The 26,466-nt window shown below is 56.4% G+C and carries 16 protein-coding genes; 2 read left to right on the forward strand and 14 right to left on the reverse strand.

Annotation, left to right across the window (positions count from 1 at the left end):
- Positions 1-5 precede the first annotated feature (5 nt).
- Positions 6-206, reverse strand: coding sequence for a hypothetical protein (locus tag Pla100_RS03485; RefSeq protein ID WP_146576236.1), 201 nt, complete (start codon positions 204-206; stop codon positions 6-8).
- 349 nt (positions 207-555) lie between these two features.
- On the opposite strand from Pla100_RS03485, the gene Pla100_RS03490 reads away from it, so the two are divergent.
- A complete protein-coding gene (locus Pla100_RS03490) occupies positions 556-1,485 on the forward strand; it encodes a hypothetical protein (protein WP_146576237.1) in 930 nt (309 codons plus the stop codon).
- Positions 1,486-1,566: 81 nt separating this feature from the next.
- Here the strand turns inward: Pla100_RS03490 and Pla100_RS03495 are convergent, their stop codons facing one another.
- The 6 genes from Pla100_RS03495 to Pla100_RS03520 form a co-directional block, all read right to left on the reverse strand.
- Positions 1,567-2,187, reverse strand: a complete 621-nt coding sequence (locus Pla100_RS03495) for a hypothetical protein (RefSeq protein WP_146576238.1) — start codon at positions 2,185-2,187, stop codon at positions 1,567-1,569.
- Between the two features lie 6 nt (positions 2,188-2,193).
- Positions 2,194-3,666, reverse strand: a complete 1,473-nt coding sequence (locus Pla100_RS03500) for a sigma-54-dependent transcriptional regulator (protein ID WP_146576239.1) — start codon at positions 3,664-3,666, stop codon at positions 2,194-2,196.
- A 116-nt stretch (positions 3,667-3,782) separates the two neighbouring features.
- Positions 3,783-4,442 (reverse strand): peptide-methionine (S)-S-oxide reductase MsrA, encoded by a 660-nt coding sequence (gene msrA, locus Pla100_RS03505; protein ID WP_146576240.1) that lies wholly within the window; start codon positions 4,440-4,442, stop codon positions 3,783-3,785.
- Between the two features lie 232 nt (positions 4,443-4,674).
- Positions 4,675-7,257, reverse strand: a complete 2,583-nt coding sequence (locus Pla100_RS03510) for an ABC transporter permease (RefSeq protein WP_146576241.1) — start codon at positions 7,255-7,257, stop codon at positions 4,675-4,677.
- Positions 7,254-8,261, reverse strand: a complete 1,008-nt coding sequence (locus tag Pla100_RS03515; RefSeq protein ID WP_231602634.1) for an ABC transporter ATP-binding protein — start codon at positions 8,259-8,261, stop codon at positions 7,254-7,256. The genes Pla100_RS03510 and Pla100_RS03515 overlap by 4 nt, the downstream gene beginning before the upstream one ends.
- The gene (locus Pla100_RS03520; RefSeq protein WP_146576242.1) at positions 8,258-8,704 is read right to left on the reverse strand and encodes a hypothetical protein; all 447 of its coding nucleotides are present in this window, start codon (positions 8,702-8,704) and stop codon (positions 8,258-8,260) included. Before Pla100_RS03520 ends, Pla100_RS03515 begins: the two co-directional genes overlap by 4 nt.
- Positions 8,705-8,987: 283 nt before the next feature.
- On the opposite strand from Pla100_RS03520, the gene Pla100_RS03525 reads away from it, so the two are divergent.
- On the forward strand, positions 8,988-10,091 hold the full coding sequence (locus Pla100_RS03525) for a sensor histidine kinase (protein ID WP_231602635.1): 1,104 nt from the start codon (positions 8,988-8,990) through the stop codon (positions 10,089-10,091).
- A 23-nt stretch (positions 10,092-10,114) separates the two neighbouring features.
- On the opposite strand, the gene Pla100_RS03530 is transcribed toward Pla100_RS03525, so the two are convergent.
- The 7 genes from Pla100_RS03530 to Pla100_RS03560 form a co-directional block, all read right to left on the reverse strand.
- Complete coding sequence (locus Pla100_RS03530; protein ID WP_146576243.1) at positions 10,115-12,157, reverse strand: thioredoxin domain-containing protein; 2,043 nt, start codon at positions 12,155-12,157, stop codon at positions 10,115-10,117.
- Positions 12,158-12,252: 95 nt separating this feature from the next.
- The gene (gene metF / locus Pla100_RS03535) at positions 12,253-13,131 is read right to left on the reverse strand and encodes a methylenetetrahydrofolate reductase [NAD(P)H] (protein WP_231602636.1); all 879 of its coding nucleotides are present in this window, start codon (positions 13,129-13,131) and stop codon (positions 12,253-12,255) included.
- 103 nt (positions 13,132-13,234) lie between these two features.
- The gene (locus tag Pla100_RS03540; RefSeq protein ID WP_231602637.1) at positions 13,235-14,362 is read right to left on the reverse strand and encodes a prenyltransferase/squalene oxidase repeat-containing protein; all 1,128 of its coding nucleotides are present in this window, start codon (positions 14,360-14,362) and stop codon (positions 13,235-13,237) included.
- Entirely contained in the window at positions 14,359-20,457 is a 6,099-nt protein-coding gene (locus Pla100_RS03545) for a hypothetical protein (RefSeq protein ID WP_146576245.1), read from the reverse strand. The genes Pla100_RS03540 and Pla100_RS03545 overlap by 4 nt, the downstream gene beginning before the upstream one ends.
- Positions 20,454-22,985, reverse strand: a complete 2,532-nt coding sequence (locus Pla100_RS03550; RefSeq protein WP_231602638.1) for a VWA domain-containing protein — start codon at positions 22,983-22,985, stop codon at positions 20,454-20,456. The genes Pla100_RS03545 and Pla100_RS03550 overlap by 4 nt, the downstream gene beginning before the upstream one ends.
- The gene (locus Pla100_RS03555; RefSeq protein ID WP_146576246.1) at positions 22,982-25,345 is read right to left on the reverse strand and encodes a BatA domain-containing protein; all 2,364 of its coding nucleotides are present in this window, start codon (positions 25,343-25,345) and stop codon (positions 22,982-22,984) included. Before Pla100_RS03555 ends, Pla100_RS03550 begins: the two co-directional genes overlap by 4 nt.
- Positions 25,342-26,337: a DUF58 domain-containing protein gene (locus tag Pla100_RS03560; protein ID WP_146576247.1), complete on the reverse strand. Its 996-nt coding sequence runs from the start codon at positions 26,335-26,337 to the stop codon at positions 25,342-25,344. Before Pla100_RS03560 ends, Pla100_RS03555 begins: the two co-directional genes overlap by 4 nt.
- Between the last annotated feature and the right edge of the window lie 129 nt (positions 26,338-26,466).

Below are 26,466 nucleotides of genomic sequence, written 5' to 3' on the forward strand. Positions count from 1 at the left end.
ATCGGTCAGTAGAGATCAATGATTCTGCCCACGTAAACGAGTTTCTCCGAGGCTCGAGTCAGCGTCTCGGAGAGACGCTGCAACGTGTTCTGACGCATATCGGCCGAAGCTACTGCTTCAACCACATTTGACTTGAGGGTTTCAGCAACGTCGCTCGACGATCCTCCGTCGAGAATCACGGTGGGGACCACCGTGCCACGTTTCAAGCCAACCCTCATTTTAAATGTTAACGGAGCACGATTGAGGTACTTCGCCGAGGGGCCTGGTTATCCGCTGCCCCCCTGCAAGGCGTCGATAATCCACTAAAAAAGGCTTTTGTGTTGACACGAGGCCCTTTAGGTGCTGATAATGGCTTTATCATCATTTTGACACGTCTTCATTTCGGCGTGGTAATCGGTCTTGAAACCCAGTTCGCTATTTGAAAGGAAAAGCTTAGACAAAACGTAGGTAAAGTTCCGTTCATCTGAGGTCACTCTCGCAACGACACCAGAACTATCCCCTTGAGTTCTTATCGTATTCGCTCAAGTTCGGTGTGCTAAACGTTGGAGATTGCTGATGAATTTTAGTTCTGTTGAGGCGTCATACGGAGCCGTTGAAGAATTGGAGTGGCCGGACATTTGGGACGACTACGAACGAGCGGTACGCAATTTTGCCGACGCTCACCGCCGTCCATGTGAAGAGTTCGGGATTTCCGAAGAGGTCGGCGGCCCCTTGATCCATCAACTTCGGTTCCTCGATCCGAAGGGTGAATGCATCGCCGCGCTTCAGCGTTGGCAGGCATCGCTTCACAAAGCGGAAGATTCGCTTCGCCGACTACTCAAGCGGTTGCCGGACGATTGGCGTTCGGCCAAAGTGCTCGATCGAATCTCGCGACTATTCGAACTCGAGCAATGCGCGATCGACGTTAGCTTGGTCGAGTCACTGCGAAAGATGCACGTTGACAATGAGTCATTGGTGGATTTGGTTGCCTTCTCAAAAACTCTGCGAGGATTTGAACACGCTGTCGAAGCGATCGAACGTGTCGGCACAAAGGAAGCTCGCGAAGCGATTTCACGTATCGCTCACACCGTCACCGAACATCCCACTCGACTGAACCGACTCGGCGATGCGGCGATCGCGATCTCCGTGCAACTGAATGAGCCCAAGGTGATTCCCTTGCTGGTGAACCGGTTAGCGGCCGCCTACGCGAATGCCTCGAAAGAACCGCCACCGATCGGCCAGAACCAGACTCTCGAGAGTCCGCCGATCGGAAAGATCGTGGCGCAACTTTTGACGGTGATCGAGGGCTCAGGAGACCGGCTTCAAGAGAAGCTATTGATCCAGTTGGCCGGACTGGGACTCGTCGATACTTCGCCCGAGGAAGTCGAGCGCCGAAGACTCGAAAACCCGCATTTGGGGGTCGAACAGGCGATGATCACTCGAGACCTGCTTCCCGTTCGAACGGCCGCAAGACGAGAAATCGAAAAACGAAAAATCGCTTCCTAACCTACCCGCTTCCTAACCTGCCCGCTTCCTAGCCAGCCCATTGACCCTCCCTATTGAATGGCAGCATTGAAGGACGGATTTTTAAGGAGTCTTGCAACCGATCGAGCAACCGGCACATCCCCCGGCGGTCCCACATCCTCCAGCGACCTCGGTGCCGCAACCGGGGCCGCAGCCGACGTTCATCAGTTCGCTCAAACGAATCGATTGAACTTCGTTTTCGTATTCCTGAACGATCACATCGGTGAGATCACGCCCTAATGAATCGACCGGGCCGAGGAAATGAAGAATCAGAGTGTTGCCGTCAAAAAGTTGGTCAACATCCAGTAATACGGCGGGCGAATCGCTCGCCGCCAAAACCTGTTGGCATTTTCGTACAGCTTCGTTCTTGTATTTTTGCAGACGGTCGATCAACCGCTCGTCATCGTGGGTCACTCGACGCAAGATCCGCAGCGACACCGAATCACGCTCGGTAATCGTATCGATCGCTCGGATGCGGTTAATCACCGTGCCTAATTCAACGCCTCGTGGTGTTTGCACGAGCACGCGAGCGTGCCGTGGGATCTCCGGTGCAGTCGGTGGAACTGCGGATCGCGTGTCGGGAAGCGATGAGTTGGTCGACGTGGGACCCTCCGGGCCAGACGCTAGATAGCAATCGCCCGCAAATCCGATTTGCACAAGATATCGATGGGGCCGACTATTCATGCTTGCTCAGTCATCTGTGGCCGAGCCGACTTTGCTATCGTCTTTCTTGTATTGATCCAAGCGACGATACAACGTGCGGGGACCGATCTCGAGGATCGAGGCCGTCTCTTCTCGGTTATTGCCGGTCATCTTGAGGGTCTCTTCGATCGCCCATCGCTCGATCGTGGCGAGTGGTTTACCGATCAGGTCCGTCGGCCCCTGGCTCATCGACGCCATGATTTCCTGGTCCAGACCATCGGCGCGTCCGTCGGTCAGTTCAGGGGGCAAGTCGTCCTCGTCGAGCGAACCGTCCGTGTCGAGCACAACCATCGTTTCGACAAAATTACGTAATTGCCGGATGTTGCCCGGCCAATCGTAGGCAAAGAATTTTTTGGTAACCGCCGGAGTGAAATGGGCCGACAGTTTGCTGTGACGTTTCAAGAACATCTTTCGGAAGTGATCCATCAATGCGATCACGTCGTCGCGACGATCTCGCAGCGGTGGCAGTTCGATCGTCACCACCTTCAAACGGAAATACAGATCGTTGCGAAATGTCCCGTCGTCGATCATCTCTTCGAGCGGGCGGTTCGTCGCGCTGATCAATCGCACGTTCACCTTGATTGATTTATTTCCACCGACACGGGTGATTTGATTCTCTTCCAAGACTCGCAGCAGTTTGATCTGGGTACTCATCGGCATGTCACCGACTTCGTCCAAGAACAACGTTCCCCCGTTGGCGTATTCGAAGGCACCTTCGCGGTCGGAAACGGCGTCGGTGAACGATCCTTTGACGTGACCGAACAACTCGCTTTCGACAAGACTTTCGGAGACCGCCCGCGTGTTCAAAGCAACGATTCGCTTGTTGCGTCGTGGGCTATTTTGATGAATCGCTTGGGCGACCATTTCCTTGCCCGTTCCGCTTTCCCCGGTGATCAAAACGGTGGCATCGGTGGCCGCGATTCGACGCAGCCGATCAATCACCGTTTGCATTTTCTTGCTGGTGTAGATGATCCCCTCGAACCCGAATCGTTCATCGAGTCGTTGCATCAACTCGGTGTTCTGACGCCGAAGCTGGACCTTTTCAGCAGCCTTTTGAGCGATCGCTCGCAGGCTCGACGGCGTGATCGGTTTCTCCAAGAAACTGAACGCGCCCTTTTGCATCGCTTCGACGGCGATCGGGACGGTGGCGTGTCCGGTGACCATCACGACTTCGCATTCGGGTAGTCGTTGTCGGGCGAGTTTGAGGATTTTCATTCCATCGACATCGTTCATCACCATGTCGGTAATGATGATATCGAACATCTCACGTTGGATCGTTTCGGCGGCCTGGGGGCCGCTGGTGGCGACTTCGCATGGATAGCCCACTTTTTCCAGGCTCTCGGTCATCGCGCGGGCGTGGGCGGCTTCGTTATCAACAACGAGAACGCGAAAATCGGAGTGTTTCAGCTCGGCAGGTTCACTCGGTTGTGACTCAGAGGTGTTTGCGGAATCCGTACTCATAAAACGACCAAATCAAGAAACGTCTAATCGGCTAGGGGCTCAACGACCCGTTCGCCCTTATCTTAACGTTTCTTAAAAAATACCGTAGGGCATGGGATCTTTCGCCGTGATGCTGCCTATTTCAGATCTTCCTTGATTTTCTCGCCGAAGGTCCGGTTGAATTTTCGGACTTTATTGGCAACGACGTATTGGCAATAACCCGCGTTGGGATTTCGGCGATAGTAGTCTTGGTGATACTCCTCGGCGACGTAAAACTTGGCGGCCGGTTCGAGCAGCGTAACGATCGGTCCGCGAAACTCACGAGACTGGTTCAGTTTCTCGATATACTTCTCCGCGATTTTTTTCTGTTCGGCATCCTGGTAGAAGATGCTACTGCGGTATTGGGGGCCGACGTCTTCGCCTTGGCGGTTGAGTGTCGTGGGGTCGTGGACCTTGAAGAAGACTTCGAGCAACTCTTGAAAACTCGTTTGGGCCGGGTCGAAGAAAATCTGAACGGCTTCGGCGTGACCGGTTTTTTTGCCACAAACTTGTTGATATGTCGGGTTCTCGACGTGACCGCCGATGTAGCCGGAAACGACATCGTTGACGCCCCGCATCCGCTCGAAGACCGCTTCGGTACACCAGAAACAGCCACCAGCGAGCACGGCAACCGACTCGGTAGCTTCAGAAGAATCCGCCGTCTTCGAAGGGGGGTCGGCCTGGATTTGCGGCGTCGCCAACAATATGAGTGCCCCGATCGCAAGGCAAACCGATGTCCGGCGGGTAGTCAGATTCATAAAAAGCTCCTTTCGGGGTCAGCGACTCAAGGCCGAGCGGCGAGGGAATTCATACTCGTCATTCATACGCAGTCGGCCGACGATCGGTTTGATCGGTGCTTCGCGACCGTGGATCTTCGAAACAGTCTCTTTGAGCCTATCCGAAAAGGGGTCTGACCCTCTCCGGCGAAACCAGAAAAGCAACGAAAATTGACTCGCCTCCAAAGGGTCAGACCCCTTTTCGGATAGGCTCTTAGAAGTCGGTTCTTCCAAAATACCAGCACGCGATCGACATCACCACAAAAATGAACAGGAAACAACTGACCAACGGACGAGTGATTCGATACCGCACGACTTCCTGGTCGCCCCAATCGCCGCCGCCGATCACCATGGATTGATTTCCCGAGACCATCGCGGCCGTCGTGTCGCCGAGTTGCAAGACTTGCGGGGTCAACCATTCCAACGCACCGATGCCGTAATAATCGATCCGACGCCAAACCGAACGCGGCGGCGAGATCGACTGAATCAGTCGAACTTTGGCGTCCTCGGCAATTTGGAATCGGCTGATCCGGTCGACGTCGTGAGCAATATTCAGCATGCCCAGGTCGCTGGAATCGTCGGCGGCAGGACCGATCGAGGCGTGCCAACTGATGCTTTCAATGTTGTCCAGGTCGATCCGGCTGAGCACGTCAACGGAGGTGTCACTGGGGCTTTCGCCGACCACTTCAATCAAATCAACATGGCCGGAAGTAGTTCGATACAAAAAACGGTGATCACTGATCGCGACGATTTGAATCGGAGTTCCCTCGATCAAAGATTGCCTCGCCGGGTCGTCCCAAGTGCCTTGCTGCGTGAGTGATGTCGCGTCCAAGATTCGTAACGCTTGGTCGCCATGTGCGATCAGCACGTATCGATTCGAAGCTGCGATGACCGGCCCGGCAGATTCGTCGCTGCGATCGATTTCGGTTCTCGCGGTTACTTGCCAGCGTTGATCGGTCGCGGCGGCTTGACTCGCCTCGGGAGCTTCGAGTCGGAACACACGGTCACCGGTAAGCACAACGATCGCCTTTTCTGAAGGCAGTGGAACGACGCGGGCGGGCGGGCTGAGGGTCATGACCGACGGCAGAATCGACGTAAAATCCTCGGTCGCACCGCCTTGCATGGTAACCAACGCACGCAACCAAGAGCCGACCGACTTGGCGGCCGGTTGGCGTGCTGCTGCTCGAGAAGCCAATGGCGTTTCACCTTTCGGCCCGGGCTCGTCGCTCGGATTCGCTTCGTCCAAGTTCGCATCTTTCGCATCGCTTGGTTCAGCTTGGTCGGCTGATCCGAGTGATTCCATGATCTTGTCACGGGTTGTCAGCAACAGATCGGCGGTGTTGATCGCCAAGACTTGATCGTCGTTTAACAACATCAAGCGTTCCGTCGCGGTGGGTAATCGAAGAGTCGGTTGAGGCTTCCAATCTTCTTGCCGCGGAAGGACGATCAGGTCGAGTGATCCCGAGCCGAAGGGATTGAACCGACCGTTTCGAATTCGCGCAGTTAACAGATGGTCCGCGTCCAATGACACCGGTGACAAGATTCGATCGTTCGTCATCGCTTCGCTGTCGATGATCGGTTCCCATCGTCCGGCCGGGGTGGTGGATTCGATCGGCGCCGTCGTTTCGGTGTCGCCGAGCAGATCCAGTCGCACCAAACCACTGCCACCGGTGACGGCGAACAGATCATCTCCGGCCATCGTCATGCTCGCGATGCGATCGGGCTGAACGATCCTCGCATCGATCACACCGCCGATGATCCCGACCACAACACAGATCGCAGCCAAAGCTCCAGCGGCGGCGATGGAAATGATCGCCGAACGCCATTTCAAACCGGCCAACACCGACACGCTGTAGAAAACCGCGAAGATCAACAACGCGACCGGAATGCACCACAAAATCCGAGCATTCCAAACGCCCAAACGAAGTGCCGCGATCAGGTACAAGCCGATCACGAGCTGAGTCACGCACAACAACACGAACGCACAACCGCCGACAAACTTGCTAACGATCAAGGCCCATCGCGATACCGGCTTGCTGAGCAGAAGGTGCAGCGACCCGGTCTGTAGCATGTCGGGAACGATCGACGCGGTTACCAACACGCCAAGGAACACCAGCACCAACCCGAGCAACCAGTTGACCAAGATGGGGATCACGAATTGATTGAAGATCGTTTCAAACTGCGATCGATCGATTTGAAACTCGGTCGGAAAGTCGAGACCCGCGTAGGTTAACAGGACCGATCGGGCGCTGCGGGCTTCGAACACACCCGGCAAGGCGGCTTCGATCCGAAGGCGGGATCGCCGCTGGCGAAGCGACGTAGCGAGTTCATCATCGCTGGTTTCATCGAGTTCGCGTAGCTCACGCAATCGCACGGTGGTTTTCCATGCCTCGGGTTCATACCAACCTTCCTCGCCTTCATCCCTCGATGCATCAGATTCAACGAGTTCATTCAACGCATCGGTAAGAAGATCCAAACGAATGCGGACTTCGTCGCCCTCGCCGACGCGTTGCAACTTGCGTTTCATCTCGTCGGGCATCGCAGCAGCGAGTCGCCCGATGGCTTTGTCCTGGACTTCAGGATCGACAATACCTTGGGCGAGCAACGCTTTCATTCGCGTCCCGTTGTAGATGTCGAACCATCGGAACTTGGTCGTGTAGTCTTCTCGTAATCCGATCGGCGCGAGTGAACCGAGTAATAACCAAATCGCCAACATCGCCGCCCACAACACCCGAGAGGCGAGCGCCGAATGAAACGAATCGATGATGATCGCGAGATACGGCTTGAACAGACTCATGGACCTTCCGCCGCGTTGATCAAACGCATGAATTTGTCTTCCAGGGTTTCTCGCACGGGTTGCAGACGCAGCAACGAACCGTCACGCCCGCGAACGATATCGACGATGCGGTCGATCGACGATTGTTGGTCGCATGTGAGTCGGCCCTGCCACGTGTTGCCATGATGGGCAACCCAATCTCCGGTTGCGAATTCAGAAATCTGTTCCGCTGTTTGACGGTGAATGGTATCGTCGCCATCGGGCAAACGGTAAACCAAATCGAACGTCATCCCGGAATCGCTTCCGCCGCCGGCAAGTTCCGCGATCGGACCGGTCGCGAGTACCTGCCCCTTGGCCATGATCGCCAGGTGTGAGCACACCAGTTCAACTTCGTGCAAGATATGACTATTCAAGAAGATCGTTTTGCCTTGATCTCGCAGTCGTTCGATCACCCGCCGCACTTCGCTGCGCCCGACCGGGTCCAGGCCATCGGTGGGTTCGTCCAAGATCAACAAGTCCGGATCGTGCATGAGTGCTTGGGCCAACCCGAGTCGTTGCAACATTCCCTTACTGAATCGTTTGACGGATTCTCGGTCACGTCGTTCCAAACCCACGATCTTCAATAACTCGTCGCTGCGTCTTGCGATCGTCGCCGAATCCAATCGACTGAGCCTGCCATAATATTTCAGTGCGGATCTTGCCGTGTGATGTCGGTCGACCCGCAGGGATTCGGGGAGGTAACCGACTCGTTGTCGCGCCGTTGAGGACCCGGCCGGCAAACCGAACAAGCTCGCCCGTCCACCGGTCGACCGGATAACACCGAGCAGGATTTTGATCAACGTGGTCTTTCCGGCACCATTGGGACCGAGCAGTCCGAACACTTGGCCGGCGTCGGCTTGCAGCGAAACGCCGCTGAGAGCGTGAACGTTGCCGCGTCGAAACAACCCGCCGCCCCGATAGGTTTTTTTGAGCTGGTCGACGTGGACGACCGTGATTGGGTCCGTAGCTTCCAAACCGCTGCTCACGCGAGCAGATTCCGAACCAATAGATAGAACAACATCAGCGCGGTGACCGCGATCACTCCGGCCAACAACAGGCGATGGGCGGGCTGACGCCACGAGGGCGTGTTGACTTCGCGATTATAAATGCTGCGAAAACGCTCGCGTTCGTTGCCGCTATCAAAGATACCGTCCTCGACGAGTTCCTGGATCCCGAATTGGACCGAATACTCGACGACGCCGTGGATGTTCTGCCGCCGACCGTGCTCGCCGACTCCGATGCCTTCGAAATACCACAACTGGTTACCGAATTGGCGATCCGTTTCGCACCGATCATCGACGCAACGAAGATTGATGATCTCGCTTGTCTCCAAACAAAAGTTGGCCCGGACGAGCGCACGGCCGCTATCCAAACGCACTTGGCGCAGGACTCGTTCTGAATATTGACGCTGGGGAGCTTGAGCACGCATCTTTCTTCTCCGTAGGACGACCGCAATCCGATCCCCGTATTATTGCCGCTCTGGGAAGCTACGTCATCGGTAAGACGGTAAAATTTTACCCGCAAATGGGGAATTGTCGTCTACTCGCTGTGCGACCATCGTGCCAAAAGACGAAAATCGGCCCCCCGCAGGCCCCACTCTCGCACCGTGGACCGGATCCTTCCTCGTGATACGATGATGGGTAAACACGGGGCGGGAGCCGCAATGTGCCGCCGCCCAACCTTCCTGAACCTACCGCCGACTCAATTTTGCTTTGCTAAGATCCCAAGAACGTCGACCGATCACCCTTCGGGCCCCGATCACGCTGGGGGTGGTGCTGATCGTTTTGCTGGTGATTTTGACGGCCGTTTGGGTGACCGGCACGCTAATTGGAGCGCTTCGCGGCCAAGCGTCACCCGAGTTGTACTGGGCAATGCTATTGGCCGGTTCGGTGTTGTTGATCGCCGTATTGGCCGGGGTGATTGCCTATTTGGCACTGAGCGTCAAATCGTTCAATCTGAACCGACGCCAATCGAATTTCATCGACGCGGTGACCCATGAACTGAAAAGCCCGATTGCGTCGTTGAAATTGTATTTACAAACGATGACACGGCACGCTGTGAACCAAGAACAAAGCGAAGCGTTTCACAAGATCATGCTCGAAGACGTCGAGCGATTGGACACGCTGATCAACCATTTACTCGACGCCGCGAGTGTCGAGCGGGGCGTGATCGCACAAGAGGCGAAAGATTTTGTTCTTGTCGAATTGATCAAACAGGTCGCGACGGCGACGTGCGTACGGTACAAACTGCCCCCTGAGACCGTGACGATCGATTGCCAAGATATTTTGTTGCACGCTCCCCAAATCCAAGTCGAGATTTTGCTGCGGAACTTGGTCGACAACGCCGTTAAGTATGGCGCGAACCCGCCTCGTGTTCGCATCATGGCTCAACTGACTGCTAAGCCGGTTCCTGTTACCAAATCACGTTTTGCTTCGCGGCGGTCATCCTCCCACGGCCAGCAAACCGCCGAACTCACCGCCGACGCCGCACCGTTGGAATCCGGGGAGGTGACGATGTCGGTTTGCGATAATGGTGTCGGCATTCCAGCGAACCTGCGACGCAAGGTATTTGGTCGCTTCGTCCGTCTGGGCAATGAACTCGAACGCAGCAGCCCTGGAACAGGTTTAGGCTTGTACCTCGTCCGCAACGTCACCCACGCGCTAGGCGGCCGTATCAATATTCACGACGCGCAGAATGTCGACTTCGGCGAACCCTTACCGACGCAGTCAAGTGAGAACGATACCGGCGGGCCGACTAACCAGGGAACTCGTTTCGATATCACGCTACCGAACGCGCGATTGCGAGCGACAGTTTAAATGCAAGACCAGTGCATAGCTAATTAAATCAGCTCTGGCGCATCGCATTGATAATCATGGCAGCGGTACAGCGTCGCCCGTCCGTCGACGGAGGTTTTGCCCGCGATCAAGACATCTTTCACGATCAGAGCCGACGAGGTTTCTCGGGTCACCCATGCAACCGTTGTCCCCGGGTGGTATGGACCGAGAACTTTGGTTGCGATTTTGTCGATCGGTTCTGAATCCTCGACCGCGATCACCCATTCGCCTCGATGGTGATGGTATTCATCGAGCACCGCGATCAATGCCGAGCAAGCACGTGATTGTTCACGAATGACGGTCTCACCACAACGAAGCGTTTGCTCGACGCGTTCGGTCCAATCGTGATTGGTTAGGCGAGACAATCTCAACAACGCCATCGCCGCCGATGCATTGCCGCTGACCATCGAACCGTCGTGCCAATCTTTGTTGCGAGTGATCAAGGCATCGGAATCCGATGCGGTGAAATAGAAACCACCCTCGTCGGCGTCAAGAAAACGGGCAACCATCGACTCAGAAAGTTCCACCGACGTGGTCAACCAGCGTTCTTGTCCGGTGGCTTCGTACAACGCGATCAACGCGTCGGCGAGCAACGCGTGGTCGTCGACATATGCGTTCAGATGCGATGTCCCATCGCGGTAGACGTGCAAAAGATTCCCGTCGCCATCTCGCATGTTTGCAAGAATGAATTCGGTCGCGCGGCGTGCCGTTTCGATAAAATCGCTACGACCCAAAACGACGCCCGCAATGGCAAAGGCACGGATAGCCAGCGCGTTCCAGGCCACCACGATCTTATCATCACGGCCCGGCTTGACACGTGCTTCGCGATGTCGACGCAACGTCTCACGGTCATCTACGAGTTGCCGGTGCAGTTCGGCCGGATCGACTGACGCTTGATCGGCCCAAGATTCGATCGTTCGCGGCAAATTGGGAATCGAACTGCCTTCGAAGTTACCTCGTTCGGTAATGTCATAAATCGCACAGAAGCGGGAACCGCGTTCTTCACCCAACACGGCGATCACCTCGTCGGGCGTCCAAACATAGAATTTACCTTCGACTCCTTCGCTATCGGCGTCTTCGCTGCAATGAATTCCGCCTCCGTTGCCATTTCCTGCGCCGCAGTCGATCATGTCACGCTGCAGGTAAGTCAAAATCTCGATCGCCACGTCGGCGTGACGGCGGTTGCCGGTGACTTGGAACGCCCGGGTGTAAACCTCGGCCAACAGGCCGTTGTCGTAAAGCATCTTTTCGAAGTGCGGGACCAACCAACGGCCGTCGACGCTGTAACGTGCAAATCCACCACCGATGTGGTCACGAATCCCGCCCGCCGCCATGCGGTCGAGGGTCAATTCCACGGCCTCGATCAATCGCGAATCGCCGGTGCGAAATCCGACCCTCAACATCAAGTCCATGTCGGTCGCGTGGGGAAACTTGGGAGCCGAACCGAACCCGCCCCAGGTCATGTCGACGGACTTGAGCAGGTTCTCGACACTGACGCCGACGCGATCCGGGCCGGGCACGTCGGCGGCCACATCGCCGGTGCCTTTGGCGAGTTGAGCGAGGGCTTGCGTGATCTCGACGGCGTGCGAACCGACATCGCTGCGACGATTCGTCCACGCGTCGACGAGGGCTTCGAGCACCTGAGGAAAACTCGGCATCCCGCCTCGCGGGTGCAAGGGCCAATAGGTTCCCGAATAAAATGGTTGGCCTTCGTGGTCCAAGAAGACGCTCATCGGCCATCCGCCATGACCGGTCATCAACTGGACGGCGTTCATATAGATTTGATCGATGTCAGGCCGCTCTTCTCGGTCGACTTTGATGCACACGAAGTGCTCGTTGAGATAACGACCGACCTCGTCGTTCTCAAAACTCTCATGCGCCATCACATGGCACCAATGGCACGCCGCGTAACCGACCGACAAAAACACGGGCACGTCACGCTCGCGAGCAGTCGCGAACGCTTGCGGCCCCCACTGTACCCAATCGACCGGATTGTTTTGGTGTTGCAGCAGATAAGGGCTAATCGATTCGGAGAGCGCGTTGGGCATGACGACGTGATAGTGGTATTAACTTATTCCCCGTCGTGCGAACATCGTTCGTTGGTCAGTTACGACAACGGAGGAAAATAGTGATTGATAAGACGTCAACTCGCCGAACCAGCAGTTTGCAGGCCGTCGAGGAGTTCGGCGGCGGCTTCGGATCTGTTTAAGACGTAATAGTGAATCCCGGGCACGCCGTTTTTCATCAGATCGGTCGTTTGTTGTCGGGCATGATCGACCCCGACGCGGAATTGGTGTTCGGGTGAGTCGTCTCGGGTCATCTCCACCTCTAAACTAGCCGGGATGGCGGCTTTGCACATCCCAGCGATCCGTTGTGCCTGTTTGAAGTTGGTCACCGGTAAAATTCCCGGAACCAGTGGAACCCGAATTCCGGCCGCTTCGCATTGATCGCGGAAACGATAAAAGTCGGCGTTATCGTAGAACAACTGAGTGATGATGATATCCGCCCCGGCGTCGACTTTTCGCTTGAGGTTGTCCAAGTCGGTTGTCGCATCAGGGGCTTCTTGGTGAACTTCGGGGTAACCGGCGACGGCGATACCGAGTTGAGGAAAATTTGATCGGATCAATTCGACCAATTCGTTGGCGTACCGCAGCCCCCCCTCGGTGACACAAAACTCTTCGGTTCCCTTAGGTGGATCACCACGTAACGCCACGATGTAGTCGACTCCGATTTCGGTCGCCTGCGTCAAGTATTCGCAAAGCTGTTCGACGGTCGATCCCACGCAGGTTAAGTGGGAGGCAACCGGCAGGTTGGTGATTTCCTTGACTCGTTTGAGAACTTCCAGCGTCGCCCTTTGGCTCGATCCGCCGGCTCCGTAGGTACAGGTGAAATACTGTGGTTTGAACTGCAACAGACGCTCGACGTTGAGGCACAAGGCCTCGATGCCTTCTTCCGTTTTGGGAGGGAATAATTCGAACGAGACCGCACAGCCTTCGGTGCGATATTGGTCGGAAAGCGTCATAGGATGAGTCATTTCAAGTAGAGAACGGCAGCTGAAAGGGCTTCGTTAGTGAACCAGTATAGACGCCACGGGTGAATTGCCAACTCGGCGGGCTGCCGCCCGCCTATCGCTGATAAATCGGCAGATAGTGGTAACGAACCCCGAGACTCAGGATGGCTAAAGCGGTGGAATAAACCATGCCGATATTTCGTTCCTCCCCGTGTTCGCTGATCCAATGTCCCGCGTCGGATTGCAATTCCAACAACTCGTCGCTGGTGACTTTCCCGGCGACCTCAGCCGCTTCGCCACCGACTTGATGCATTCCTTGGGCGTAATAGTACATCCCATAAAAAAAGTATCGATCGCCACGATTGGGAGTGTGCTGAAGCAGCCATCGAGCGGCGGCCGCGACCAACGGCGAATCATACTGACCGCAAGTTTGCATGGCGAGTAACCCGGCGGCGGTCATCGTGAACGACGGATGATGCGTTCCAGGTGTATAGGCAAACCCGCTAACTTGGTCACGAGGTTGGCCGTTCTCATCGAGTGGCGAAACGAAGGAATTGATTAAATAGTCGACGGCCTGTTCGATCGCTTCAAGCGGCACATCGAGCCCATCGTTCTTGGCCGATCGCAACGCCATCACTTGCCAAACCGAAACCGACAGATCGGAATCTTGGGCCGAGGGTGTGTACCGCCATCCGCCTTGCAGCTTGGGCGGTTTCACAACGGCTTGCGATTTCAAAATGATTTTCAAGGCCTCGGTAAGCGAGTCATGGATGCGCCGGTTCTGTTCGATCGACGAGCCCATGCCAAGAATTTCGGTCAACATCAAGGTGGTGATCCCGTGACCGTACATCCGAGATCCGTCGCGCTGGCCGAAGTAACCGCCGTCTTGGTTGCGCGGATTGAGCACGTACTCGATCGCCCGGTGCAGGGCCAAACCTTGAGGCGTTTTTTGATCGGCAACGATGCCGACGGCGGCCAAAGCCATGATGGCTAATGACGTCATCGCGGTGGCGTGCCCCCGATCGGCGATCGAGCCGTCGTCCTGTTGCTGTCGCAACAATGCGTCGATGCCGCGTTCGATCGAGCGATCGATTCGATCGGGAACATAGAGGTCTTCGATGCCCTGGCCGTTGGTCGATAAGACATTTCGCGTGGCGAGCACCGGCAACAACGAAGCGACCAAACACCGTCGACGACTGAATGAGCGTCGATCGACTTGTCGCTGGCGAGTTCGAGGGATCATGGACTGGACTCCTTCGATCGGGATCGTGCCGCTTCGGCCGAGATCGCCTGGAAGTAAGCTTCGATCGCGGGGCGATAAGACATGGGCAGGCTCGTTTTACGATCTTGAATCACGTCGTTGTTTTTTTGTTCTCGCAAGTTCCCCCATTGTCCATCAACCCGTAACTGGCCGCGCGCGTCGATCAATCCGCCGTCGGGCATTTGGCTGCCATCACCTGAGACCGTTCCTGGTTGGCCCGGTTGGCCTTCCGATGGAGTGCCCGTATCGCTGTTAGAATTCGGGTCGGCTTGTCCGGCCGAGTCACTCTGGGCCGAAGACGGATCACCGGCCTGGGTAGCCGAGGCGATCTGTTGAACTTGCTTTTGACGCTGAGCGGCGAGCTCACGGATCGCTTGCTCGGCCGACGCGGCCAATGTCGGCGATGCTTCTCCGGCGGTGGACGGTTTGGTCTGTGATTGGCTTTGCGATTGACTTTGGGTACTTGATTGATCGGACGCTTGGGAAGATTGAGATTGCGCCACCGATTGATCAGCGGCGGCGGATTGATGAATGCCGCGATCGAGCTCATCCAAGGTTCGAGCCAGTTTCTCCGAGCGAGAGGCTTCGCCGAGAGTGCCTGTCGAAACCTCTTTCATCGGGCTCGGATCGGCCGGCGCGGCCCCGTTACGATCGTCTTGGCTTGCGTCGGCTTGATTGGGGTCGGCTTGATTTGCCGCAGCCTGTCTCGCGGCCATTTCGTTGGCGGCGGCGAGGAGTGATTCGATTTGTGAAATCTGATCGGCTTGCGTTTCGAGTCGTTGAGCCGCCTGACCGAGTTGCCCGCCGGCACGCTGAGCGGATTGGCTGCGTTGAGATTCCGAATCAGCCTCCGGTTTGGCACGATCGGGTTCGTTTTGATTTGGTGAGGACTGCCCCGATTGGGCCAACGAATGTTCCGCGGGCAACATCGATTCGTTCAAGGTCGCTTGCAGTTCCGACGCGGCTTGGTCGAGTTGTTCGGCAACCGCTTCGTTGCCCAAGCGTTCCTCGTGGCGAGCGGCACGTTGCAAATCTTCGGCTGCTTGACGGACCGTTTGGTTGGTTTGACTTTGTTGTTCCGCCAGCCGTCGTGCGGCCGCCGGGGAAGGCAAGAGAGTCTTAGCGAGTTCGTTTTGGTCCTGCATCGCCTTTAAGTCCTGAGCAATTCTTGCCAATTCATCAGTCGATTTTTTCGCCACGCGGGCAAGCAACTCGGCCGAAGGATTCTTGGCTTGGAGATCTTGAACCGTGGATCGACGCGAGTCGGACAAACGTTGAGAAGCTTCCTTCTCAGCTTGTTCAGCGGCCTGACGAGTTTGTTTAGCTTGATCGCCGGCGCGGATCGCTTCTTCGACCCGTTCGCGACTTTCTTGAACTCCTTTTTGCGCCCATTCTTCGTTGGGGTGCTTTTGAAGTTGTTGTTGGGCTTGTTCGAGTTGTTTTTCGGCGCTGCGTTGTTGATTTTGCGCGGACTGAACTCGCTTGCCCGCCTCGTCGCGCCGTTGTTGCCAATCCTTCTCTTGGCGGGAAAGTGACTGCAACCATCGATTTTGAGTTTCGCGCTGCGCTGATTCCAACTGCCTTGCCTTCTGTTGGCGAGACTTTTCGTTCTCGTGAACGTTGTCATTCGCCTTGGCATCGGAATTCTTTTCCACTTCGCTAACATTGCGCACGGCTTCATCGATCGATTGTTGCAATTGCTTGTTGGCCTCCTGAAGATCCTTCAATAACGCTTGATCGTTTTGGACCTGTTCGGCTTGATCGACGGCGGCTCGAAGTTGTTCACGCGATTGGCGCAGTTTTTCGCGAGCGGGTTGATCTTGGTTCCATCCGCTGACGCTTTCGGCCATGGATAGCCACTGGTCATCGACGGCTCGTGATTGGTCAGTCAATGATTTCAGTTGATCACGCAATGCGCGTTTCTTTTCTAAGAATTCCGGGTCCGCTTTTTCCAGCTCCTGTTGAAGGCTCTTCTCTTGCTTGGCAGCCGAGCGAACAGCCTGTTCAACAGCGGCGGCAGTCTGCTGCGAGATCTCCGCCAGCTCGCCTTGCATGATTTGGTCGCCGTCGAGCCGTTGTTCGAGTCGCTCGAGCAACTCTTCCGGAGTGGAATCGGCGGCCCGAGCGGTCGCATTGGCTGCTTGAGCGGCGGATTGCAACTCCGACAAAGGTGAAGCCTCACGCAAGGCCTGACGTGTTTGACTGATGTCCTTCCCCGCGTCAGCGGCGTCGAAATGTTCCGCAGTTGTTCGTAACGTTTCGGCAAGTTCTTCAAGAGCGGTTGGGGCGTCTCGAGGATCTGGAGAATCGGGTTCAGCGTCGGCTTTTGCTTCCGCAACGACGGCTTTCATTTGTTCCTTGAGTGTCTCCAGCGCCGCGTCGGCATCCCGGGCCAATTCTCGTTGAGCTTCGTCTGTGTAATCGGCCGTGTCGGCGCGGTCGGCCAAGTCTTCGGCGAGGGCATCGACCTTCTCTTGGAGCGTTTCAATGGCAGCTTCATCGTCTTGGTTCGCATCTTGTTGCGAATCGAGTTGCTCTTGGGACTTCTGCTTGTCGGGTTCCTGCTTGTCAGGTGTTTGCTTGTCGGGTGTTTGCTTGTCGGGCTCTTGGTTCTTTTCGCTTTGTTGCTCGGCTTCCTCGGCAGCGTCGCGGGCCAGTTCACCGGTGGTGGGAAGGTACTGCCGCAACTTGCTTCGTGCGTCGGCCATGGCTGCTTCGATCGTTGACAGGTGAACCTGATAGCGATCTACCATCGATTGCACCGGAGTCGTCGCCGAAAGAAACGGCTTTGGATCGTAACGTCTCGAGGTGGTCCATTGACGTGCTTGCTGGAAATCGTTGTCCCACCGGGTGGCTTGCAAGCTTTCCATCGCTTTGGCGTCCACTCCGCCATCGCGCAATAACTGCAGCGGCGTTTCACTGACTACCTGATAGTGTTCCAAACGCAAGCCTTGTCGGATGGCACCGTCGGCCAAATCATTCCCGTAACGTTCGCGGTCGGCCAAGTCTTGTAGTTGCCCTTTCAAGCGAACGGTCTGATTTCCCGCCTCCAGAATCGAAGCCGCGCGACGAACGGACGCCAACACGTTGTCGACGGTCATTGATTCCGGTGGCGTGAAATCCTCGTTGGTGACGGCCTGCACCACTCGGCCGATTAACTTGAAGTCCGAAACTTCCTGAACGTTGGAATCCCGTCGCTGCCGTTGGATCGTTTCGGACCGTTGGTAGCCATCGATGACCGCTGTCGATTTTTCGTTGCGGCGTAGCCTCCGGATCGACTGTTCGGCAGCCGCATCAGTGATTTCAGAGGTGTCTTGTTGCTGAAGTGCCTTTTCCGATAGCTCTCGAGCGCGATCCCAATTCCGCTGGATCTCTCGCAGTCGCTCGATTTCTTGGAATAACATCCAATCACTTCGATTGAGTTCCCGTACGGTCGACGCAATTTGGTTGAATGTGTCACCTTGTAACAACGACGTGGTCAGATGGTAGCCGAGTTCCTCGACGATTCGCTTCATTGCTCTTCGAAAATTAACTTCGACGTCGGGATTCTGCTCGAACTTTAGTTTGTCGTTCTCTTGTTCGATGCGTGCGGACAATTCGACTAAATAGCGGTGCAATCGTTCTTGGTGCTTGACCGTGTTACTAGGCAAATCGGCCTGCATTGAAGAGGCCAGTTCGCCGACTTGTCGGAGTCGCTCGATCATTAAGTCGGCTTGGCCGGGCAGGCGGTCGATCGGGACGGTCGCATTCTCGTCGGCAAGAACCTCCGCATCACTCTGAATCATTTGTAGATCTCGCATGAGACCTGCGGCCAATTCGACGGACAAATTCCATTGCGCGAATTCGACGATTTGCTTCATCGGTTTTTCGGCACGCGAAACCAGTGATGCGATCTCGCCTGCAAGCTGCTGTTCGGATCGTTTTGACAACGGCGGTTGACTTGACCCCATCTCGTCCCAAGTCTGAATCGCCATCGCCATGTCGGTCATCGCTTGGGTCGCATACCGATCCATGAGTATCCAGCGTTCCGCCGCGACGGAATCGTTCGATTTCGCGACATAATCGGCGATCGTCAAACCTTCGGCCGGGTCCGCAATTCCGGCGGCTTTTTGTGAGGAAATTTGAATTCCGCTCAGTTCAGCCCAACTCGATTCGAGCCCGGTCAAGGTCAGCGTCCAGTCGGGATCGACCGGAGGTGGTTCCTTGGATTGGTTCTTCGCATCCTTGGTCGCGTCTTTGAGTAGATCGACAAAACCGGCGAAGTCGTCGAACCAATTCTTGACGCGGCGACTGAAGGTTTGAAACTGACGCAGTTCGTCGTGGCGTGACTCATCAAAGTCGCTACCGGCGATGAATACATGAATCCACTCGGACGCACCACGATTGCCAGCCCGATCGATCGCGATCAATCGCGTTTTCAATTGACTACCTGGTGAGAGCATCGCCGCAGGGCCGTTCGCGTCATGATTCATCATGTCCCAACGCAGCGTCACTTGGTAGCTCGACCGGTCGTCGATCATTTCATCCGAAGCAACCGACTTGTCCGCTCCGTTTCGATTATTATCGGTGGAGTGTTCTTGAATCGGTAACGGTCGTTCGATGACCTCGCCGTCGTCGAGGACGAATTGTTGAGCGAACTGGTCCATGGGCAAGTCGTCCTGGATCGTGCCCGCCAAATCAATCACGGCAGCGGGCGAGACGATTTGTCGATTGGCAGTTCCACTATTCCAATCCGCGACAGGAGCACGGTCGATCACCGGATCGATGCTGAACCGGGGTGAGAAGGGATTGTTCAGCCCGCTGTTTGTGCTGACCGCATCGACTCGATAGGAACCCGGCGTTTTGATGGGAATCTGGTATTGGAAACGAAGTCGCGAATCATCCACGCTCTGCACCGGAATCCGCAGATCGTTTTGGCCGTTGCCGAACAAAAGTTCGACTTGTTCAACGGGTTGATCGAACGTCACAATGACATTGGCATTGGTCCCGACGATTCCGACCAAATCACCAAATTCGTCCACGGTGTTTCGCTCGGCAAGCCGCGAGTAGCGGGGAAATTCGTAGAGTTTCTCGAACGAAACCATCCTCGGCCGAGGCTGAGGCGTCAACGTGTGCCACAACGTTTCGGCGTCCCCGGCGAGAACGCGATAACGAACCGGGGTTTGATGAACTTGAACGTTCACCGCAAACGTCTGAGCCCCGTCCGAGTCGCTCGCTTCGGACGATACCGCCGGTCCGCTGTTAGGATCAGAGGGCATAAAGTCGCGCGGCGACATGAATAACATTTCATTCAGTCCGTCCTCACCCTGTCGCTGCAAACGAACGTTGCCCGAACCCAATCGAGATACCGTGACGGCGACGGCGACCAAGTCACCTTCGGCCACCGAACGCGACGGCGGCGTTGGGCGAACGATTTCAATTTGGGTGACCGAAGCCCGCTCGATGGGAGCGATCGGAACGATCACGCGAGCCAACCGGCGGGGCAATTGCAACGACGGCACGAGGCTGAGCAATCCAACCAAGCTCGCCAACCCGATCACCGCGATCGTCCAATTTCGAATCAATCCCCAAGGCAACATTCGCGCGACTTCGAGCCGGGAGACTTGATCGGCGACTTGGGTCTGCAATGCGCCACGGAATTCGGCCGAACCGTTGGTGGGGCTCGCATCGCCCAATTCAACTGCCGATAGCATTTGCTCGTGTAACGCCGGAGTGGCGGTCTCCATCCGCTGGGCGATCGCCGTCCAGTCGCGTTGTCGTGATTCGCGGATGCCGAACCGCCACGCGGCGATCACGGCAATTGCATCAACGACCAAACTCGCCACGACTCGCCAAACGGTCTCCACGCGTATGAATCGATCTGCGACTACGAGCAATAGCACCCCGACGACGAAGACCACAAACCCGATCGCCATTCCACGAACCGACAACAATCGGGCACGACGATCGGCAAACGTTTCGAGCGCCGAACGTGTCGGTGTGAGTAGCTCACCGCTTGATACCGGTGAAGACGTCGCGGTCGGCGGCGGTAGTGTTTGAGTTCCCACGTTCATGTCCTCTTGAATCGGATCGTTCACATCAACCCCACTTTCTTGCGAGCCCACCATTCCAACGCCAACAAGCAAACGATCGATAGGAACACCCACCACGTTTGCCAAAGCGCGGTGTCGGACTCCAATATCCGACCTCGCGACAGCGGCGCGATTTGATCAAACAATTCTTCCACCGATGACTCGTGGACATAACGCCCGCCTCCCGCTTGAGCGATTCGGCTGAGCGACGGTTCGTCGACCGACGTTCGATCGAGTTCACCCGAGCGAGGTGCCTGGACCCAAATCGGCGACGACGCCTTGAGGGCCGACGCGTCGTAACCGCTTGCGCGGATCCGGACATCGTATTTCCCCGCCGGAAGAGGCAACGTTTGACCGACATAAGTGCGACGCTGAGGGTCTTCTAACCGCATCGCGATCGTACCAACGACTTGTTCATTTTCGAGCAATAACGCGTCGACCGTCGTGGCGTCCAAGATCGAACCCGCTTCCGCATTCGAGCTTGCGTTGATTCCACCTTGGTTGTCTTGCAACAACCGAACACGGATGGTGGCCGACTGCCCGATGTCGTAATCGACCTTGTCGGTTCCGATCGCGACAAACTCGTCGCGCACCGCATAGGGAGGCTGCATGGCCGCCGTCATCAACTGAGTCCAAAACCGACGGTGTAAACGGCTCTCGACTTTGTATCGCCAACGCCATGTTTCATCGCTGGCCAAGTAAAAAACTCGCCCCGCACCGAACAAACGGGTCACCAACCACGGTTGACGTTGATCCTCTTGATCGACCGCTTCCGCCCAAACTTCGGCGTCAAGTTGCGGTTCGGATGCCGCAATCGATTGCGGGGCGGGCAGGCTCTGCCACGCTTTGGTGATCGGCTTGGCTTCCGAGTCGAGCAACATCACCGGATGCTGAGCCCCCGCATCGGTCGGTTCGATTCGTTGGATTGTTGAAACAGGATTGTTTGGCGGGTTCGTTGCGAGGTCGTCGGAATCGAATCGAACGGGGATCAACTCGGCCATCAAGTTCGGTTGCTCCGGATCAGGCGAATCCAACAGCGTTCGAATCCGATCATAGCGACCGTCGATCACGATCAAACCGCCACCGCGACTGACAAATTCACTCAGCCGTAACGCGTCCTCTCGCGTCCATTGATTTGCCGGAATCTCGCCCAAGACGACTGCGTCATAACGCGACCAAGCCCGAGATGACCCGGGCAATTGGCCGGGATCTTCACCGCGTTTTACCTTCTCTTGATCGGTGCCTTCGCCGAACAAAATCGTATCAACTCGCCACGCCGGGTCCCGCGTAAATAGATTGCGCAGATAACGAATTTCCCAACGAGACGAGCCATCCAAGATCAACAATTCGCGATCACGACTGGCCGCGGCGACGCGGAAATCGATCGAGTCATTTCCCGGCTTGCCGACCATCGTCGCTGTCCCATCAGAATCGCCCGTCGACGTGACGACTTCCGCCGTCAGGGGCAAGACAACGCTATCCCGATCAACGCCTCGTAAATCCTGACCGCTGATCCGGTTCATCAATTGGTCGACGGGAAAATCGAATGCCACGGGCGTCTTGCCGTCGGTGTCGATCGCAATCTCTTGCGACCAAACCACCGTGTCACCGCTGCGGATCTGGACTCGCACCGAACGATCACGAACACCGAAATGTTTCAAGTAGATTTGCCCGGCCAAGCGCCCATCGTCGGCGACCCGTTGCGGGGCATCGACGTCGACCACGCCCACATCGGGCGGCTCGTCGAGGCTTCCCATGCCGACCGCGTGAACCTGCCATCCGCTTTGGGCGAGCTTTCGTGACGTATCGGCCGCGTCGACTCGCTGGACGCTGTCACGGCCATCGGACATCAAGACCAAGATCCGTTCGGGAGCTTGATCTGAATCATTCGAATGGTCGTTCTCGGCCAAGGTGGAGATGTCTCGCAACGTTCGATCGAGAGCGGTTTGCAACGGGCTGCTAAGGTCCGTATCCGTTCCGTCGGCATGTTCCAACGAATCGGCTACCGATGAATCGTATGACGAACGTGAATCCGGTTCAGACCCTGGTACCAATTCGTTCGAATCTGAATCCCATACTTCGCGAGATTGCCTGTCAAAAACGTGAACTTCCATTGCATGCGTCTCGGATAAACGATCGATCCATCCGCGCTGCTCCGGCCCACCGAACAACAAGTCGGTCGCCCGCCGCAATCGCGACTCGGACGAATCTCCTTGGGTACTCGCTTGAGAATCCGACTCACCCATGCTCGCCGAACGATCGATCGCCCACACCACGCGGGCGGGAGTTCCGATCACTTGCCGACGATGCCACGTCGGTCCGGCCAATAACAAACATGCCAATACGACCGCCGTGCCTCGCATTCCGGGCAACAGCCAAGACCAAGGCGACGACAACGTGCGCGTCTCGCGTAGATACAACATCATCGTCGCGATGCCCATCGCTATCGACACCGTCACGACCAACCACACCGGCCAATCAACGGTAAATCGCAAGTCCGCCATCAGATAGGCATCTAAGCTCAGACTGCTCACGATGCCCCTCCCGATGCGGCGACCCTGCGCGATGGGGCATTGGACGCGGCGAACTTGCCCGGTAGCCGGGCTTTCGTTCCGCCACGTTGTTGCCACAGGACCTCGGCGACCAACACGATCAGCAAGATCCAAATCAACGGACGCCAAATTTCCAAGCCGAACCGATCCTGCTTCGCACCAGCGACCCATTCGCTCGGGCTTGAAAACGATCGGCCACCGATCCGCTCGATCGACCGTTGCAGCAATTCGGGTGCGGCGGCCCGCAAGATCGATTCGTCGGACGAAACGTCAATCGCCCTGACCGCCGCGACGTGAGGTTCACCCGCGTCGGTTGTCGATGTCTTCTCCGTCTCGTTTCCATCGTCGGACATAGGAACGAACCGGTAAATTCCCACCTGCGTCGTGTCGGAATAACGCACCGGCTCAGACGCTGACGCGGGCAACACTTTGGTTTTGCCGTCGGGCGTCGTCAAACGCCATCGCGACGGAGCCGAACCTTTGGGCGGCGGGATCATGAACATCGATCCCGGCGGACCGTTGAGCCCCTCGGCACCACCGGCGAGGTCGAGCACCAATTGCTGAATCAACGGCAAGAACACCGGACGAAGTGGTAGGTTCGACCAGGCCGTATCACACGGAATCGCGAACTGAACCACACGTCCGCCGATCTCGCCTGAGCGACGCTGAACTACCAGCGGCAATCCGGATTCCGAACGCATCAGAACTTCGGTCCGGTCGTCACGCGGTTGCAACTTACGAACCCGTTGAAACTCGACCGAGTCCAACAACGAATCCCCCGAACCGCCCAAGACCGCCCACGGTGCATAGCGTCCGCCCGGTGGTTCGATGCGAAACGTGCCCGTAAATGTTTCTTTGTCAGAACCATTCTCGGAAACCTCGCCTTCGGTTTCGTCCGAATCATCTTTCAAGCTGATCGTCTGCATCGGCGAGGCCGGCAACCACTCACACTCGCCCAACGATTCAGCCGCAACTTGATCGCCATCGAAGACCAAGACGCTGCCGCCTTGATCGAGATAAGCGACGACGGCCTCGTTGAATTCCTTGTTAGATAACTCTTCGACGTTGGCGAACACGATCAAATCGGGCACTTCTTCCTCACCCTGATTCGGAAGGTTCAATTTCGCAAACGAACGATGGAACGACTTCGATGTCACGACTTTGGTCGAAACCGTGTCTTGGATCATTTCATCGCGGCGATTCGGTTGCGTGTTCCGTTGCGATTGCCGTGTTGCTTGGAATGCGAACGGGCTGAGTGCCAATTTCAAGAAATCGGTTTCACTTTGCAATGGTTGGTCCGATTCGTCGCCGTCGACCAACCAAACGCGGATTTGACGCATCACATCGATTGCCAAGCGTCGTTGATTGTCGGCCGACAAGGCGTCGTCGTGTTGCACCGAAAGCGTGACACTCGCGCCACCGACCCGAGCAAACACGTGCTCCCATCGCAACGTCGCGCTGCCGCGCGGTGACAACGAAACGTTCTCGGAATGAACGTCCGCTCCGTCGATCGCCCACACGCAGCGTAACGCCGGAAGCGAAGCCTCCGAGTGATTCTTAACCACCGCCGACATTCGCGAAGGATGATCAACCAATACAGCCGGACTTTCGATCTCGATCGATTCGACGACCACGTTCCCTAGCGCATCGGATGGTTCTTCGGAAGCGATGTTCAAAAAATCCAACCCGATCGGAGGTGTCATCGATTCGATCCGTTCGGACAATCCCTCGATCACCTCCGGGGAAGCCGCCGCCAAAACGTTCTCTTGAAAATCGGAACAAACCACGACCCGGCGAAACGGGTGCGATGCGGTCGTGCAGGCTTCCACTCCGGCGGCGACCATCGAATCGAGTTCGGCTTCGGCCCCATCGAACCGAAGCTCACGCAACTGCTCGCGGGCATCGCGGACCGATCCGGTCGTCACCGGTGAACCGATCCGGCTGCTGCGGATCAAGATTACTTCGTCTTTTTGCGACAGTGAATCGAACACTTGATTGACCGCCGACAACGCTTCGCTCGAACGCCGCGCCGCCGACATCGACCGACTGTCATCGAGCACCATGATTAATGAAATCGGTTGCGATCCCGGCATCGATCGCATCGACGAGATCAACGGCCGCGCCATCGCCAAAGCAAGCAACAGGGGAATCGCACATCGCAGGGCGAGCAAGATCCAATGGTGCCACTGCATCCGACGCCGGTTCGCTTGAACGACGTCACGCAGCAAAAACATCGCCCCCCAATCCATCGTGCGATAGCGACTTCGAAACAACAAGTGAATCGCCAGCGGCACGACGAAGGCCAACGTACCAAACGCCATCGCGGCATTGAGCAAACTCATGAGGACGCCCTCACGGTCGAAGAGATCCCCATGGTCGACGAGACCCCGCCGCTTTGCCGCATCACGACAAACCGAGCCAACGTTTCGACGAGCGGTTGATCGGTCGTGATCATCAAATGATCGACGCGGTGACGGCGACACGCCGATGCGATCATCGCATTATGACGTTGCAAAGATTCAAGGTATCGATCGCGTATCTGACGCCCGTCGATGATCTCGCTTTGGTTGTCAATTTCCAAATCGCGAAATTCGATCCGCTCTTGAAAGGGGAAATCGGTTTCATCGGGATCCAACACCTGCAGGAAAATGATGTCCTGCCGTGACGCCCGCAGCAACGCCAACGAACGCCCCAACGATTCGACGTCGCCGAATCCGTCGGAGATCAACACGACCAGACCTCGTCGAGGCAGCTTGACGGAGGCTTGACGCAACACCGTGCCCAAATCGGTTTCACCTCCGCGTCGATCTTGGGCCATCATCGTTAAAAGAACTTGCAAGTGCGACGGCAACGTTCGTGGCGGGACGTAATCACGAAGTTTTGAATCGAACGTGATCAAACCCACCGAGTCTTGGCTGGACAACAACAAGTACGCGAGCGCCGACGCCAAGCCCGCCGCGTATTCCTGTTTCGTGCCTTCCCACCACGCCCCCGTCGCGGCGGACGGGTTGGCGTTTCGCGTCAACGAGATGGCGCGGTCACCCCGGTAGGCCATGCTGCCGCTTTGGTCGACCAACAACATGCACCGCAAACTCGTTTCTTCTTCGAATTCACGAATGTACAGTCGATCGCTTTTGCCGAACGCCTTCCAATCGATGTTCCTCAGCTCATCGCCGGGGACGTACGGGCGGTGTTCCTTGAACTCGACGCTCGAGCCCTTGTGCGGCGATCGGTGCCGACCCGCCGTCAAACCTTCGACCGCTTGCCGAGCGACCAGACGCAACGAAGCGATCCGATTGACGTCGCGGGCGCGAAAAAGATCAGCAAATCGCATCAAGGATTTTGAGACAGGCGGGAGGAAGTAAGGTGGGAAGGCGAGGTAGGCGAAGCCTGTACTAGTTTAACGGGCCGAACGCCCAGCGTCTTGCTTTTGACGAAATAATTCCGGTCAACTCGCCACGAA

This window comes from Neorhodopirellula pilleata (assembly GCF_007859915.1).
Taxonomy (GTDB): Bacteria; Planctomycetota; Planctomycetia; order Pirellulales; family Pirellulaceae; genus Rhodopirellula; species Rhodopirellula pilleata.